The sequence below is a fragment of the Ensifer sp. 1H6 genome (genome assembly GCF_001976035.1).
GTDB classification, from domain to species: Bacteria; Pseudomonadota; Alphaproteobacteria; order Rhizobiales; family Rhizobiaceae; genus Ensifer; species Ensifer canadensis.
In genome coordinates this window covers 1-15,172 of the sequence record NZ_MOAI01000050.1, presented here as the reverse complement: position 1 = coordinate 15,172, position 15,172 = coordinate 1, and the positions used below count along the sequence as shown (strand labels likewise).

Annotated in this window: 12 protein-coding genes and 1 pseudogene; 8 read left to right on the top strand and 5 right to left on the bottom strand. The window is 55.3% G+C overall.

Annotated elements, in window-relative coordinates; genetic code table 11:
• Window positions 1-265: 265 nt before the first annotated feature.
• Both BKP54_RS32800 and BKP54_RS32795 read right to left on the bottom strand, forming a co-directional pair.
• Window positions 266-1,630: a hypothetical protein gene (locus BKP54_RS32800; protein ID WP_084815563.1), complete on the bottom strand. Its 1,365-nt coding sequence runs from the start codon at window positions 1,628-1,630 to the stop codon at window positions 266-268.
• Between the two features lie 51 nt (window positions 1,631-1,681).
• Window positions 1,682-3,244: a hypothetical protein gene (locus BKP54_RS32795; RefSeq protein WP_084815562.1), complete on the bottom strand. Its 1,563-nt coding sequence runs from the start codon at window positions 3,242-3,244 to the stop codon at window positions 1,682-1,684.
• 261 nt (window positions 3,245-3,505) lie between these two features.
• Here BKP54_RS32795 and BKP54_RS32790 point away from each other — a divergent pair, with 261 nt between their 5' ends.
• Genes BKP54_RS32790 through BKP54_RS32780 form a run of 3 tightly spaced genes read left to right on the top strand, consistent with a single transcriptional unit; the run spans window position 3,506 to window position 7,233 of the window.
• The gene (locus BKP54_RS32790) at window positions 3,506-4,645 is read left to right on the top strand and encodes a RelA/SpoT domain-containing protein (protein ID WP_084815561.1); all 1,140 of its coding nucleotides are present in this window, start codon (window positions 3,506-3,508) and stop codon (window positions 4,643-4,645) included.
• Window position 4,646: 1 nt separating this feature from the next.
• Window positions 4,647-5,444: a hypothetical protein gene (locus BKP54_RS32785; RefSeq protein WP_084815560.1), complete on the top strand. Its 798-nt coding sequence runs from the start codon at window positions 4,647-4,649 to the stop codon at window positions 5,442-5,444.
• A complete protein-coding gene (locus tag BKP54_RS32780; RefSeq protein ID WP_128090559.1) occupies window positions 5,437-7,233 on the top strand; it encodes a hypothetical protein in 1,797 nt (598 codons plus the stop codon). Before BKP54_RS32785 ends, BKP54_RS32780 begins: the two co-directional genes overlap by 8 nt.
• A 119-nt stretch (window positions 7,234-7,352) precedes the next feature.
• Here the strand turns inward: BKP54_RS32780 and BKP54_RS32775 are convergent.
• Window positions 7,353-8,890 (bottom strand): annotated as a pseudogene (locus BKP54_RS32775) (GNAT family N-acetyltransferase).
• The gene (locus tag BKP54_RS32770) at window positions 8,865-9,656 is read right to left on the bottom strand and encodes a helix-turn-helix domain-containing protein (protein ID WP_084815558.1); all 792 of its coding nucleotides are present in this window, start codon (window positions 9,654-9,656) and stop codon (window positions 8,865-8,867) included. Before BKP54_RS32770 ends, BKP54_RS32775 begins: the two are co-directional and overlap by 26 nt.
• Window positions 9,657-9,848: 192 nt before the next feature.
• Between BKP54_RS32770 and BKP54_RS32765 the strand changes: the two genes are divergently transcribed.
• The 3 genes from BKP54_RS32765 to BKP54_RS32755 are packed head-to-tail and all read left to right on the top strand — an operon-like array spanning window position 9,849 to window position 12,471.
• Window positions 9,849-10,904 (top strand): N-acetyltransferase, encoded by a 1,056-nt coding sequence (locus BKP54_RS32765; RefSeq protein ID WP_084815574.1) that lies wholly within the window; start codon window positions 9,849-9,851, stop codon window positions 10,902-10,904.
• Window positions 10,882-11,301: an ASCH domain-containing protein gene (locus BKP54_RS32760; RefSeq protein WP_084815557.1), complete on the top strand. Its 420-nt coding sequence runs from the start codon at window positions 10,882-10,884 to the stop codon at window positions 11,299-11,301. The genes BKP54_RS32765 and BKP54_RS32760 overlap by 23 nt, the downstream gene beginning before the upstream one ends.
• Before the next feature lie 15 nt (window positions 11,302-11,316).
• Window positions 11,317-12,471, top strand: a complete 1,155-nt coding sequence (locus BKP54_RS32755) for a hypothetical protein (protein WP_084815556.1) — start codon at window positions 11,317-11,319, stop codon at window positions 12,469-12,471.
• Between the two features lie 48 nt (window positions 12,472-12,519).
• Here the strand turns inward: BKP54_RS32755 and BKP54_RS32750 are convergent, their stop codons facing one another.
• The gene (locus tag BKP54_RS32750; protein ID WP_084815555.1) at window positions 12,520-13,659 is read right to left on the bottom strand and encodes an RHE_PE00001 family protein; all 1,140 of its coding nucleotides are present in this window, start codon (window positions 13,657-13,659) and stop codon (window positions 12,520-12,522) included.
• A gap of 243 nt (window positions 13,660-13,902) precedes the next feature.
• On the opposite strand from BKP54_RS32750, the gene BKP54_RS32745 reads away from it, so the two are divergent.
• Window positions 13,903-14,544, top strand: a complete 642-nt coding sequence (locus BKP54_RS32745; RefSeq protein WP_245317997.1) for a TIGR01458 family HAD-type hydrolase — start codon at window positions 13,903-13,905, stop codon at window positions 14,542-14,544.
• 299 nt (window positions 14,545-14,843) lie between these two features.
• Complete coding sequence (locus BKP54_RS32740) at window positions 14,844-15,092, top strand: plasmid stabilization protein (protein ID WP_084815554.1); 249 nt, start codon at window positions 14,844-14,846, stop codon at window positions 15,090-15,092.
• The last annotated feature ends 80 nt before the right edge of the window (window positions 15,093-15,172 follow it).

Here is a 15,172-nt window from a genome sequence, read left to right as displayed (position 1 = left end):
CCTGATCCCACCACCAATAATAACAGTTCAGTTCGATACCGGCTTGCGATGGAGAGCGCGGTCGGCCTTACTCGGAACGGCCATGCAGCCGCAGTTTGCTGGGGTTAGTTTTCGGCCCTAAGCGGACAAAGCCTGTTGCCGACTAGCAGTGTTGATTATCGTTAGGTATCGGACACGTACTCGATCAACTTGATGTGTTGGGAAGATGGCATTGCGATGAGCTTTCAAGAAGAGCGGGTAAAGAAGACATAGCAAGGGGATGGTTTCAGATCGTGGTCGATGGCCACCCAAATCCGAACTTTCCGAGATAATACTTGTCGTGGAGGAATTCCAAGTCCGCCTCCCAATGCCTGATCGCCTCGTCGAATTTGTCATCATCTTGGTATTTGAAGTTCCGCGCAAAAGTAGCGAGGCAGTGCGACATCTTATGAAGCCGAACAGATGTGCCATTCGCACCCCATTCGGCCATGTAGACGCGGTCGAAAACAGGCGGCAATGCGCCCTCGAAAATCCTCGACAACAAAGCCTGCCGAAAGGATGAGTGCCCACCGTTCTTGCCGACCTGGTATTCGAGGTATCGCAGCATCCCTTCGCCGCGAAGGCCGCGATAATGCTCGTGGCGGCCGCCGCCAGGAGTATCGGTGTCGGGCCATTTGAAATAGGCATCATCCGGCATCGACTTTGCGCGCCGATCCCATTCCTTCGAGATCGCGGCGGCCATTGATGCAGCCTTGCCTTGTTGAGAGGCCCGATCTTTGTCACCGAGAATGCGGATCGCGTTCTTCCACATCTTGAGGAGGCTGAACGGGTCCTTGTCCGGAAGCGAGGACAGGAGCTTGTCGACGTTGATCTCGCCAGTCAATTTTGCGGTTGTAGGTAGAGGCGTCCTCTGCCTCTTGCGGCGTTTGGGCGGCACATATGCTGGGATGGTCTTAGCCTCCCATCCAGGGACAACTGACACCATCTTCTTCATGCGGCGGGTAAGCGATGCGTTCTGCAGGTGGTTCATTGCATCGGTGAAGATCATGTCGAACGACGCCTCCTCTCCAGTCTCTCTGTCGATGACACAGACGCCGACCATCTTAGCTGGGACATTGAACTCAGCCGCAAGCTTGAGCCGAAGATCGGAATAGCGGCGTTCACCCTGCGACAGATGCACGAGGATTGGTTTCAGAAGCGTGTTGGCCAACGGAACCTTGATTGAGGAGACAAGTGATAGCTTAGGAGGTGGCGAAGCCTTTGTCGGCGGCACGACACGTTTTTGCCTGATCGACGTCGGATGCCCGCGAAGGATGGCCACGGTCGAAGCGGTGAGCTTCAGCTCGACGAACCCAGGACCACTCATGCCCTTTGCCGCATGCCCCCGATCGACCATTGCAGCCTCATAGCGCAGAAGGGCATCTTGCCCTATGGTCCCGTGTTTTCCAGCATAGGTATAGGTGAGCTTTCCGGCCTCCAAAACGACAGCACCGGAGAACCCCTTCAAACCGGCCTGGCGGGTCACTTCCTCTTGGACTTTCGCCTTGACCATCTGCCATTCGGTTGGAGCGCCGATGCCCGCCGTGCGTCTTCTGCGCGGCTTTGTCAACGGTTTCGTCTTTACTTTCTTGGCTTTCGTTTTCCGCGCCATCTCGCCCTCCACGGAGAAAATGCTTCAGTAGAGCGAACCGCCGACGCGCGATCACTTCAGTCCATAATCCCACCGCGCGATGTCGAAGACGCTGTCCTTGTAGTCTTGAAGGTCAGCACGTCCCGACTGTGAAGCGAGGTGGAGATATTTCGAGACAAGATTTGGTACGAAGCCTCTCGCCAGATCCATAGGATCGAGCTTGTACATGGGACTGGGCCTTCCATCGTCCCTTACCCAGGAGGGTTTACCAGAGAAGCTGAGGGCCATTCCATGTGACGGGTAAAGGTCGAGGTGGAAAGCCTCGAACATACCGCCAGGATTAACGACGTTCGTCGCTGCGACAGCAAACCAATTGGCGATCCCTATTCCGCAGGCCTCCTCCATTGTTTCCTCGTCACCGCGGAACAAGGTTCCTCCGTACCAAAGGATGAGCTCGACCCCTTGTTGCCAGCGCGCCTGGCGTGCCGCGACCAGAGTCCGACGCTCAAAGGCTTTTACCTTTTGTCGGTGAGCTCTGGCATCCAAGTCGACGTCATCTATCTCGAGTAGAGTTGAAACCTTGGCATCCTCTTCGAACAGCAGTTCAAAGGGATTGCTTACCCGGGCCTTCATGTTCGCACGTGCCGCGCGAACAGCGCGGAGAATGTCGGTCTTCGTTCCGCCAAGTTTGTCCGCCTTTGTGACTCGAAAGGTCGATTCAAGTCGGTGGGTTGACGGAAGCGCTGGTGTTGGCGGAGCATGCTTCGGTGGAGCTGATATCGGCCCTGGCCCTACGTATCGGATCGCCGAATCTCCCGCATATTGGACGCGGACCAGATCGTATACCGTCTCGATTAGCAGCAGATAGTGATCCGGGCTGATCACCGGATCGACGGACCCTCGCTCTCCCATCTTTACACCAAGCCATTGCGCGAAGGCGCTGGTCATCGGTGTCCAGCCGGCAGCGTCCTGCGCAAAACGGGAGATTCCTTGTAAACCGCGGGCGATATCCGAGATATCCTGATGTATCCCGGGTTCGGCCGTCGCGACGGCGAAGTTCCGCATCAGCTCCTTCGGCACTGGATCGTCGTGAGGTTCGACCTTGAGGCCTCCTCCGCCATTGGGTGAAACGGACAGGGCTTCCGCGCGCTTCTTCTGCAAGAAGGCGAGCACCGATCGATGGGCGTCGCTTAAGGGGTGAGAGGCCCGGCCTCCGTCAAGGCCTGCAATCTCGCACTTTTCAAGCAGATCAAACGCCCTCGCATCCGTGAGGATGTGTTTGACGTTGTCCTTGTGCACCGCCTGTTCGATTTCGAAAGGAGTAACGGGAACAAGGCTGACGATCTTCTCGGACCCCTTCTCCCTGCGTAACTTGCGAAACAAGCGGCTTTCAAGCTCCTCCTTCGACTGGCGTAGCGCATTAATTTGCTCGACCCTCTCGCCGGGCGGCACCCGATCCCAATCCAGGACGACGATGACGTCGAGGTCTCCGGCCTTCGGATCGAAACGAACACCCCCATCATTGACTGTGCTTCCGAAAAGATAGGCGCCAATCGGCTTTGGGGATTCGAGTCCGACGACCCATTCAGAGAGAATGACCTGCAATTCGTCGATAATCGCCGGGCGCTGAAGCATTGGAAGACCTTTCGCTGTTTCAGCAGCATATACCAGAGAGATAGTCTGGCGGCGAGGCACGCCAGCGCATCTCTGCTTGCGAGCGGCTTTTCTAAAAGCTCGTCTCAGGTAACCCGTCGCCCCATCCTTCTGACAACCTGAGTGCTGCAAAACAGTGCGGGATTTCGCCGTTCCTCTACGCAAATTGCGGTTGTCCCCGACTGGAATTTCCATCCAAGTCAGGTAGTCTGCTATACGCTTCACAAGGGATTGCATTGGCTCATGGCATCTTTGGACTTCGATGCGGAAAAAGTGGCATTTCGCGACTTCTACGATATGAACCGGGATACGCTGACGGGCGCTGTCAGCTCATTTAAAACACTTATCAGGTCGCTCGTTCTGTCGCAGCAGGATATTGCTCTTGCAAGTGTCGATGGCCGACTCAAAGATCGCGAAGAATGCGTCAGCAAGTTCACGCGAAAGTACCGCGCAGCCTTGGAACAGTCGAAAACGGAATACGAGATCAAGGACAACATCACTGACGTACTCGGCATCAGAGTGGTCGTCCTATATGAGGACGATGTCGAGAGAGTTCGCCAGGCGGTACTTAATGAGTTTGAGGTGCTTGAGGTCACAGACAAGATTGCTCAGGTCGAAGGCACAGAAAGCTCATTTGGGTACAAGGGGTTACACCTGGACCTCAAACTGAACGAGAACCGCGCTGCCCTGCCGGAGTATCGGCTTTACGCTCCGTTTTCATTCGAGCTTCAAATCCGGACAGTCGTGCAGGACTCTTGGAGCATTATTGATCACAAGATTAAATACAAGAAATCGATCCCAAGCAGCCTAAAGCGCCGTATCAACACCCTGGCGGCGTTGTTTGAGCTGGCCGACCGGGAATTCCTAGCCATCCGCGACGCTACCCGCGCGGAACTTGAGCAAACAGCTCAGATGTATCAGGAAATCGAGCAGGAAACTAACGCAACCGGTGAGGATGCGGACGGCGGAAAGCAAGCGCATACCACACAGGGCACCACGCGATTTGCTAAGCTTGATGCGTTCAGTTTCCTTAGAATCGCTCAACACTTCTTCCCGCGGTTCACGTTTGAGGAACATAAGGTCGACGGCTTCACGCAAGAGATCACATCACGTCGCAAAGGCATCACTCGCGGACGGTTCAATTACTTTCTCAAAAGCCACATTGGCAGGGTCAAACGCTATCAGGCGGAACTTGAATCAGCGGGTGACACAATGAACCCGTACACGGTCATCCGGCATTGTCTTTATGCGGGTGACCCAACTGAGTTTGCCTCCATTCTAACCGACGCAGCCCGAACTCGTTTCGACGAATGGCTTAAAAGCGAAGAAGCATCGTCCGACAATGTCATAAGGCTGGATCCGACTGCGGAGCAGGTGCGTTAGCATGCACGATCATGATAAAGGTAACGGCCGCCTCAAGAAACTTGTCGCCCAAACTGCGCCAACTCAAACCCGACTTCCGTTGGTCCATAGCACCGACGGCTACCTTTTCGGCGACGCGCTTGTAGAGGGGCGCCTTGAACCACAGGATTGCAATGTCTTCACCGGGGAAGCGTTGCTCTATACGTTTTATGGTCGGCCATCCTTCAGACCCAACATGGCTGAGTTCGCAACAACAATGGATCACTATCTGCCCGTTTGCCTTATTTTCAAACGATCGTTCTTCGGAGAAGTCCGCCGGGTCTTCCCCTTCGACACGGGAGCGTTCGTCAACGACTTCTACCGCTCATATCTGCATCGGAAGATGATGCTTGGCGACTTCGCTCTGGAACCCGATCTGGACACACCAGGCCGTGTCATCGCGACATTCTTCGGAACCGCCCGCAGCTACTTACAGGCACAACCGACATCTCCGGTAAAATTTGACGCAGGTCAGTTCGAAGCCAAAAGCTACTCCGCCCTCATCGATGCGAGAGACAGCAATGCGATGGACAGCCGTGGATCGGGTATCGAAGTCCAGCTCGCAGAGCCGGTGGCCATCGCTCACTGGGTTGAAGCCGTAGTCGTCCCATCTACTTTTGTAGACTCCTCGATCGGCAAGGAGCTTCGGCGCCTAAACATCGAAATGCTGCCCTACGATGTTCAAGGAAGGCTCAGACCGAGCGAGTACACATCAACGATTACCGATCGATGCATGCATTACTATGCAAAGAATGGAATGCTCGAAGACATAATTGGCTGATATGGCGATCTTAGAATGCACCCTACCTTCTACCGACGGAGCAGTGGGATTCGAGCTTCCGATTTTCCGCAGTCGTCGTGGAGCGAACTCAGATATCGTACAGAAAATCGATCAGGATGGCACGGTTGGCTGTTTTCAGCCAAGCTGGCTAAGCACCAGACACGCGATCTCGGTTGGCGACTTGGAAATTTATGTCGGCGAAGGCGAGCAAGCCATATGGGCGTTCAGAACCGAACAGGGCCGTCTCATCGCCGGCACTAGGTCACAGCTAGTTGAATATGGCATCAACGCCTTGAAAAGTGGAGAGTTGGAGAAGGTTCCGCTTGTCGCCGCTGAGATGGCTGCCTTCTGTGAATGCCAGGAACATTTCCCTTGGGTGCTTGAGCGTGCGTTCGCGCATCTAGCGTCAACCTCGGAGACAAGCGCCGCGTCTTGGCGGGATGTATCGGTCCTGTTACCCGCCATCAAAGAGGACGTGGCAAGTCATTATAGGCCCAGAGGGGCCGCCCGGGAAAAGTTAAACCAATTGCTGGTCCTCACGTTAGGCGAAACGATCGCGATTCACGGTCCTAAAGAGCTTGTATCCGAGGAAACTCCTCTCTCTAAGTTTCGTCCACTTGCGGAAGCGTTCGGTATTAATCGCTTACGGTTTGTGCCGTTCACACCCGCTCTCGCCGTTCCAAAGCATCTCGTATGGCAGCTTGTCGGAACAGGTGGGGTGGCCGGTCACGCACTTACAACCAGACCTTTTAGAAGCAGCAGGCACTTAAACCGGGGAGGAACTGAAACCTACGCTTCGGGCGACGCCGAATGGGCAAACCCGTCGCAGCCGGAACTTATTGTTCGGATCCACGGCAGCAATATCGAGGACGCCGAGCACGCTAATCGTGCGCTTGCGCTCAGTGAGCAATTTCTGTATCGGCACGCCATAAATATCAGACCGATGAGCTACGGTACGCCCCGCACCAGCACGGCAACCACTCCTAAGATCTTCTCGACATTGTCCGAAGCGGATATGGTCTGGATAATCGCGGCCCACAGACTACGCCAAACAGGAACTCCCATGAACGGGATGGGGGGAATGCATACGGCATCCCGTACTCTTTCGTGTGCGTTACAGGCGCTAGTTGGAAGCGTCGTTCGAAGCGGTAGCAAGGATACTTTTCTTCAAAGCCTCCGCAATAGAAACGCATTAGGCATGATTGGTATATGGAGATATAACAACGACTTCAGCCTTGAAGACAACATCAAGCGACTGATTTTCAACATGCTTTGCGAAGATGTATTGCTGGAAAGTGCCGACTGCATTCGCGTTATGTGGTCCATGAAAAACTCGCCTATTCCGGCCTCGCGCGTCATCGAGCTCGGGGCGCGGCATTACAATGTCGAATTTGTTCAACTTTCAGGGTCTGGACTGGGCGCGACGCTGGTCGGCTTTGGCATTGATGTCGCGCTATCTTCAGGCAAACCGAGCGATTTCAGGGAGTTCTGCATCGATCTTTTTGCGGGTTATGGGTGGTGGCATGTCGCATTGGCCGAAAGCGGAATGACGATGCAGCGCGGGACAAACACAGTCCGAGTCATTTTAGTCACCGATACGAGACATCTCGCGCGAGCTGCGCGCTCTCATCACGCCTCGGAAGAGAGAATGCTGATTGTCACAAACAAGACCGTGCCGAAGAATTTCCGGAACAGAACATACTCAGCGAACGCAGGTGTCGTCCACTACTCGGAAATTGGCCGTTGGCTGGGCAGTGTTTTTGGGGATAAGCTCGTAGGCGATCGTTAGCCGTGCCCGACATATTTCTCTTGTCGCGATTGAATCGAGCGCCGCGGCGGGCGTTTTCGCAAACGCGCCAGACGACCACCCGGCCCGTGGGATGCCGGCGAACGCAAACCCCTGCTGTGTCAAACCTCAAACTCCAGATTGGCGCGATCGAGAAGTTGCCGGAGGATGTGGGGCTTAAGTTTGTAGATCGTCTGCTGCGGGTTACCGTTCACAACACCAAGATCTCTTAATTCGTCGAGACCGATTACCGGTTCAATATAGGCCGCTAGGAGATAGTTGATCACTTTAACCGGCCTATCCTTCGTTGCATTCCACTGCTCTAGTTGTTCCTCGCTGTAAACAGAGCGCCCGCCCGTCAATTTCATCAGCTCTCGTGTCGAGTTTGCGTAGCTGACGCTCTCCAATATTCCGAGCGTTGTCATGGCTTGGGAGGGCTGCTCCTTTGAGGCACTTTTGTAGAAGAACAATAAGGAACCGGCATCGCCGAGCTTTGATGGTGCTCGACATAAGTAGACTTTCCGGATGGTGTTGCCTGGCCGCGCCGGACGGTCGGCCCGCGACGCACCGACGAATAAGTCCGGCTGCTTGGGTTTCCATAGATCAGGGTACAGGGTGTCGTGATAGTCCTCTTGGATCGGGACACCGAAGCCTCTAACTTGATCTGTTACAAGAAAGCGAGGGTAGTTTTTCCGTGCCGCGTCAAAGACACTGATTGACGGATCATCAATGAGTTTAGACGACGCGAATGCACGCTCGTAAATGAGCTCTCCATTGTCTCTCGTGCCGGCATGTGAGAAGCCATAGAACTCCAGAAGGTTCATCAGCGTCGCCTGGCTTTCATAGGTCGTCAGATACGCAAGGTCGTACCCATTTCGCTGGGCGTACCAGAGAACCTGTTTCAAAAGCAGCTCGCCGAGTTTGACGCCACGCTTGTCTGGCGCCACCTTGAAAGTGCAAACCTTCAGAATCTTGGAGGCTTTGGTCACCGCATCCGTTTCGATCGCCTTTTCGTCCTTTCGTACAATCAGACCCGCAAGTTCGTCGTTGTCATAAACGACCCAGCAAGGCCTGTGCTCGCGAACGCACTTTTCCCGCCACCATTCATCAAACTCTGGATATCCTTCGCGAAGGCTGTCGAAGAATTCGTCCTTGTGGTTGATCATATGCGCCTCCACCTCGGCGACGTGTCTGATTGGGACCTGCCTCGGCTCGTAAGTCTGGGTGAGCAGATCAACCGCGTCGCCGACGAACAGAACGCGTCGCCGAGCTCTGCCGAATGTTTGAATGCGCGTTCGTGAAGGCCTTTGTCCTGCGTCACGAGGAAATCGACAGCATCGCTCTTGAGTGCGTGCAGGAGGGTTGCGTCGACCAAGTCGTTCGGCCGCCTCAAGGGGCCGAATTCGACTTCAAGATCCGCGTCGCTCAAACCGCGTTGCTTGCCGAAGGTCTGATATTTCGAGATTTTGCTAAGGGAAATTCGGCGACGTTCCGCATTCTTGTCGCGGGAGATGTCGTCACGGGCTGCTTCGTGGACGAAGACCGTGATCTTATGAGCGGCAGTGAGGCTTGAAAATTTGGCGTATGCGGCTTCGACAGCGCGGTAATCTTCAAGACCGATCAGAATGTTCGTATCAATGAGATACGACTGTTGCCTCATGTCTCAGGGCCTTTCGGAGATCCCTGCTCGCGTACAAAAACGACTGAGGGGGCTCAAAACCAAATTTTTCACGCAGCTCTGTAAGGGGTACGGGTCGGGTGAACGGCTTTACATCCTCAAACAGCAGCGCATATCCGAACTCCAAGCCTTGGAAATAGCTTTCAAAGTCGTTGCGCCCTATAAAGGCAGTATCTTCGAACTCGGCCCAGATCTGTTGCACGGGGAGTTTGAGGACGTCCTTAATCTCCGCGACTCCCACCATGGCTCTCACGGGTGAAGTTGAGTAAATATAGGCTACCGTTCCTCCCGGGGCCGACACCGGAAATCGTCGACGGAGTTCCACGGTCTTGAGCCCTTCGAGAATTTTGTCGGAATATTGCGGCCTAATGGAAAGGACGACGTCACGCTGGGCGCGAAACGGTTCATCCGCCATGAGTGGGAAAACAAGCTGGTCATCATGCCCATACTCGGCATCAAACGCCTCTTTAACTCGTAAGACGAGACGCGCGTCGGCAGGAAAGACAGCGTCGACACGAAGCGAGGCGCCGAGTGCCTCGACATAACGTTGGACCGTCGACAAATATACTTCGCCGCCTTTTTCCAGCTTCGAGACGGCCGCCTGCTGGATATTCATCCGTACGGCCATCTCGGCTTGCGTCAATCCGGACAAAAGCCGAAGGCGCCGCAAGTCGACACCTGCGGCATGCTGGTCACGCGACTCCTTAGCCGCCGAAGCTTCGATGATTTTGCCCGCCAGTTTACCCATGCAATGCCACTCCGTAACAACTTACTTGCTAACCTGGCGAATCATTCCTTGCAAGGAATATTCATGCTCCGGGTCATGCCTGAGGACTCGAGGCAGGTTTGCTTGACTTTTCCGCTACTTCAAATTGCATTGATGTATTGCTTTATCTGCTGCGCTGTTATGCTCCGTTGCGTACGATTCGGGGGAAGGCGCATGGGGCAGACACTACGCCCGACAAAGTTCAAAGACGTGGATTTGAACGACGAGTTCTTCGACAGCTTGAAGGCGCAGTATCAGGAATTTTCAGCTTGGTTCAAGAAGAAGGCTCTTGAGCCAGTGTACGTCATTGATGTTGATGGCGGAAAGGGGATTCGGGGGTTCCTATACATCAAGGTCGAGACCGAAGAAATTACAGACGTTCAGCCCCCACTGCCTTCAAAACGCAGGCTCAAAGTCGGTACACTAAAGGTAAATGCCAAGGGCACGAAGCTTGGCGAAAGGATCGTCAAACGTATTTTCGATCACGCGACTCTCGAAGGCGTGTCAGAAGTATACGTAACTGTGTTCGATACACACATCTCTCTTATCAATTTGTTCAAGCGCTATGGCTTCGAACAGAAGGGCGTCAAAATCACCCCCAACGGTGAAGAGCTCGTCCTACTGCGATCGTTTGAAAAACTGACTAACGACATCGTCAAAGATTACCCTCTGATCCAGACGTCGGGACGATCGAAATGGCTGCTGGCCATCAAACCCGAATTCCATACCGATTTGCTTCCGGACTCGATACTCAAGACCGAAGACCCGGAATCAGTAGCAGACGTTCCTCACGCCAACTCGATCCACAAGGTCTATATCGCTGGGCTTTCCCTCAACCGCATGAAACGTGGCGATCTAGTCGTTCTTTACCGAACAACCGACATTCAAGGGAAGGCCTACTATAGGTCCGTAGCAACGTCAGTATGCGTTGTCGAGGAGACCTATTCCCGCAAACATTTCAAGGACGCAGATGCATTCGTCGCTTTTGCGAAGGACCACAGCGTATTCAACGAACAACAGCTCCGCGAGCGCTACGCTGACGGAAAACCCCTGTACATTGCAAAAATGACTTACAACGCCGCTTTCGCGAAGCGGCCGACTCGCGGCGCGCTACTGGATGTTGTAGGCATCGCCCCTCAGCCCAAATGGGACCTTCGGGCGCTCAGCGATGCTGAATTCTCAAACATCCTAGATTTGGGTAAGGTCGATGAAAGTCTTATTGTCAATTAAGCCAGAGTTTGCGGAGAAAATCTTTGAAGGCACCAAGCGCTTCGAGTTTCGCAAAAATGTATATCGATCCAAGGATGTGAAAACCGTAGTAGTCTATGCAACTATGCCTATTGGGCAAATTATCGGGGAGTTTGACGTTGATCAAATTCTTTGCGAGACGCCGGATGAGCTCTGGGCGTTGACGTGCGACTATTCAGGAATTTCGAGAACCTTCTTCGACGAATACTTTTTCGGGCGGACGCGTAGCTTCGCGCTCGCCGTTGGAGATGTCCGTCGCTACGACATCCCTCTAGATCCAAGTGAGTTTATTGACAACTTCACCCCTCCCCAATCCTACATGTACATCGACGATGAGCTTGGTAGGCCGCTCGCCGTTCCACTCAGCCCCGCGGCCTAAAAGGTTTGATGCGCAATGAACGGTACGTTGGCGATTTGGTATGAGCCAGAGTTGAGTGGCAATGCTTCGCGGCCGAACGAAGTCGAGCCACAACGGCCAAACCTTGAAATTCATTTCAATCTCTGGCGGGACAACCCATCTAAGACCAATTTCCTGGATATTGGCCTCCGGTTATCGAACACCGAGTTGCTCAGGCGGATTTACCTGTATTTTCCGACAGAGCTTCAGCTCGAACAGGTTCAAGACCTGAGTGATGTAATGGCGTATGGGCAGACGCTCGATGCCGTGTTCAATATGGTTGTCGAGGTGGGGAGCAAGACTGACCTAGGATACGAGACCACGAACAACGGCGAGCCGTTCGTGACAGTTCATAAAGTGAACCTCGCCGACGATCTGACGCTTACGCCAGTAGAAGACGGTCTGAAAGGGCCTGGCTCTACGATCACGTTCACCGAAGCGTTTTGCAAACGGCTGCGGGCCTCTGGCACTGGGCCACAGTACGTTCGGCTGCGGCTGCATCTAACAGGCAAGTCGAGATCTCTTTTCACACAAGAGATCGTCGGACAGGAAAAGGTGTTTGTGAGCTCGTCACAGCGTCTGGAGCTGACTGAGCTCAGGTTAAATGAACAGCGGAGCTTCCCGCCTTCCATCGCCAAGCGGGCATCCGCCAACGCGTTCAAGATTGTCCGTGTCCATTATTTTCTGATACGCGAACTTGGCCATGCCCTTGTTACGCAGCACGCGCCCCTTCGGAAGGTTCGCAGGCTTGAGGCCAAGCTTTGGGCCTCTTACTTACGCGGACGAGAGATTGCCGCCCGGGACGCTATCGAAGAAGAGCGGCTTCTATCACGTCTGATGATCTACCACTGGCGAGAAGGTTCGAAAGATGAACCAATTGAGGACTTCACAGCATTTGCTAGTTTTCAAGCCAACACTCCAGGTCTCCTCTTCTACATGATAGGAGTTATCCTGCTTGGTGCGATCGGAAGCGCCTTGAATGACTGGGGCAAGGCCTATTTTGATGCTACTGTAACCAGCCTCCCGTATTGGTGCGGGGGACTAGCCTTGCTTTGGGTAGTTGCGCGAAGCGGCTTGTGGGGGTGGCTCGAGGAACAAGTAAGCTGGCTTTGGCGGATATCCACTCGTTCGCTAAAACGTCGGCTGCGATAGAACCGACGCCAGATCGCGGCATCTGCTCTAGCGGGCACCTGGAAAGACTTACATAACCCCCCAAGCTCGAAACCTCCCCCTCCCCGTCATCTCTCTGAGCCCGAGCTCCCCAACGATCCGCCGCGCCGCCTGCGGCGTCACCTCGAGCGCCTTCGCCACCATGCTGGCCGACACCAGTGGCTTCGCCATCACCAGCTCGACCAGCTCTGGCAGCCTGGATGAGGTCCGGCGTCCGTCCAGCTTTCGCTCGAACATCGAGCGCGCCAACGCGAGCCGGTCATGCTCTTTCAGACCGAGCTCGGCGGCCGCGATCAGGCCGTGGGCGATAGCGAGCAACCGCGTCTCCCGATCACGATGCCGGCGCCGATCGACCGGAATGGTTTTGAGGCCGAGATTGATGGCGGCCAGATGGGCGCCGGTGGTGATACCGGCCTGCCGCAAGATCGAGGCGCAAAGCAGTCGGCCGAGCCAGGGGACATGTTGCAGGACCAAAATCTCGTTCCAGGCGTCGAGGGCGATGATCGCCTGCAGCACTGCCGGCAAGTTTTCGGCTTGCCGCAACATGCCGCGCCATTCGTTAAGCCGCGCATCCTCGTCCCAGTCGAGATCATAGACCAGCGGATCCTTTTCCGCCGCGCCGCCATGGCCGGAACGGGTTGCGTTCTCGATCGCTGCCTCCGATCGAGCGAGCACCGCATCGATGGCGGCATAGTCGAGACCGGGGAGATTTTCGACGTCATCACCATCCTCTGCCTCCCCTTCCGGATCTGTCGCGACCGGGCGCCGGCTGGCAGCTGCCGGCTCCGCGTCGTCAGCGGCGGCCGACGTGATCTCCGCGGTTTTTCTGAGAGTGCGGGCGCCGTCGGCGGACAGCGCCCAGCCGGGGAGTTGGGCGGCGATGCGCCGGCGGGTGCGAAGGACGTCGCGGGCGATTGTCAGCTCATGGGTGGGTGTGCGAATATCCTTCGTGGCGTCGTGGAGGACGAGGTCTTCGAGGTGGACGAGTTCGCCGTCGATCCACAGTGAGGCGCAGGCGTCAGCAAAATGGGTGCGCTCGATCCATCCCAGCCCGACCGGCGAACGGGCGATCCGCTCGTCCAGACGCGCCAATTCGACACCGGCGCGAAATGCCGGCTCCAGCAAGGCTGTCATGCTGATTTTCGCGAGATCGTAAGCCATTGAAATCATGGTAAATGATTTTTTACACGAACTCTATCTCAAAATTAGAGTTCCTCACTCGTTATGATTGTTGGAGCCGCCTATCACTATCGATAGGTTCCCCGTATCGATAGTGACCGATTCGGGATGATCCACTGATGACACCGCACACAGGTGATGGTCGATTAGATCCCGCATCCGATCCTCCGGGAGATTGCAACCCGCTATGTCGGAAGAGCTTGACCCATTGCCTCTCCGTGTCATCGTGATGTGATGATCAAAGGTGTGCTCTTGGATCTCGCCGGCGTCATCTATGATGGCGAAGATACCGTGCCTGGCGCGACTGAAGCAGTGGCGCGCCTGCACGAGGCCGGTCTCCTCGTTTGCTTTGTGAGCAACACCACCCGCTCAAACAAGCAAACCGTACTCGACCGGCTCGCCAGGCTTAGTTTTTCGGTTACGAGCGACGAACTCTTCACTCCGGCGCAGGCGGCGCGCAATTGGCTTCGCAAGCACGAGCGATCGCCACATCTTCTGGTACACCCCGATCTAATTCAGGAATTCCAAGGCCTGGAAGGCAGTCGCGGGAAGGCGATCGTTGTTGGCGACGCGGGAGACGCATTCGACTACGAAGCGCTGAATGCGGCATTTCGAGAGCTGGTCGACGGAGCCGAATTGCTCGCTCTCGCAGCCAATCGGACGTTCAGGGATTCCGACGGAAAACTCAGCCTTGACGCGGGAGCGTTCGTCGCTGCACTGGAATTCGCAAGCCAGAGAGACGCCATTGTCCTTGGGAAGCCGGCTCCGGCATTCTTCCGCTCGGCACTCGCCACCATCAACTGCACGGAAGGAGAGGCCGTGATGATCGGCGACGATGCGGAAACGGACGTCGCTGGGGCCTTGAGGATCGGTTAAGGCCGTTTCGAGCCTGCACCGACGGCGACACTGCGCGATATTTCCGCCGCGGTCGATTGGATTCTCGCAAAGCGCAGAGAAGCGGGGTGAGTGGAATAAGCGGGCGCGCTGCCAGACAGCGGACATCAGAGCTTGGGGTTGTGGCTACTGTTTTCCAGCATCTAACTGAAAAGACTCCAACTCCGCGGTCGCTGGTGCGCTCTGTCTGCGCCCAGAGTATCCGGGAGTGCCGCTTAGCTACCGTTGAAATTCACGCAATCAATGACTAGCTTGCAATCAATGATGAATGAGAGGTGCCAATGGCCAGCATGACGATCCGAAATCTCGACGATGCACTTAAACAGCGTCTGAGGTTGCGCGCCGCCTCGCGCGGTCGATCGATGGAAGACGAAGCACGCGACATTCTTCGCGCTGCGCTATCCACCGCCGGCCAGCGGCCAACCAATCTGGCGCGTGCCATTCGCGCGCGTATCGAACCCCTCGGGGGCGTAGAGCTCAAGGTACCTGCACGCGACCCGATTCGTGACGCTCCGGATTTTGGCGCGTGATTATTCTTGACACCAATGTTTTGCCGGAGCTCCTGGCCCCGTGCCCTCGCCTGCTGTTGAAGCTTGGTTAGGCGACCAAC

Coding starts and splice junctions, on each gene's coding strand:
- BKP54_RS32745 (WP_245317997.1), top strand. CDS start 13,903: ATGATCAAAGGTGTGCTCTTGGATCTCGCCGGCGTCATCTATGATGGC.
- BKP54_RS32785 (WP_084815560.1), top strand. CDS start 4,647: ATGCACGATCATGATAAAGGTAACGGCCGCCTCAAGAAACTTGTCGCC.
- BKP54_RS32790 (WP_084815561.1), top strand. CDS start 3,506: ATGGCATCTTTGGACTTCGATGCGGAAAAAGTGGCATTTCGCGACTTC.
- BKP54_RS32750 (WP_084815555.1), bottom strand. CDS start 13,659: ATGATTTCAATGGCTTACGATCTCGCGAAAATCAGCATGACAGCCTTG.
- BKP54_RS32755 (WP_084815556.1), top strand. CDS start 11,317: ATGAACGGTACGTTGGCGATTTGGTATGAGCCAGAGTTGAGTGGCAAT.
- BKP54_RS32740 (WP_084815554.1), top strand. CDS start 14,844: ATGGCCAGCATGACGATCCGAAATCTCGACGATGCACTTAAACAGCGT.
- BKP54_RS32795 (WP_084815562.1), bottom strand. CDS start 3,244: ATGCTTCAGCGCCCGGCGATTATCGACGAATTGCAGGTCATTCTCTCT.
- BKP54_RS32800 (WP_084815563.1), bottom strand. CDS start 1,630: ATGGCGCGGAAAACGAAAGCCAAGAAAGTAAAGACGAAACCGTTGACA.
- BKP54_RS32760 (WP_084815557.1), top strand. CDS start 10,882: ATGAAAGTCTTATTGTCAATTAAGCCAGAGTTTGCGGAGAAAATCTTT.
- BKP54_RS32770 (WP_084815558.1), bottom strand. CDS start 9,656: ATGGGTAAACTGGCGGGCAAAATCATCGAAGCTTCGGCGGCTAAGGAG.
- BKP54_RS32765 (WP_084815574.1), top strand. CDS start 9,849: ATGGGGCAGACACTACGCCCGACAAAGTTCAAAGACGTGGATTTGAAC.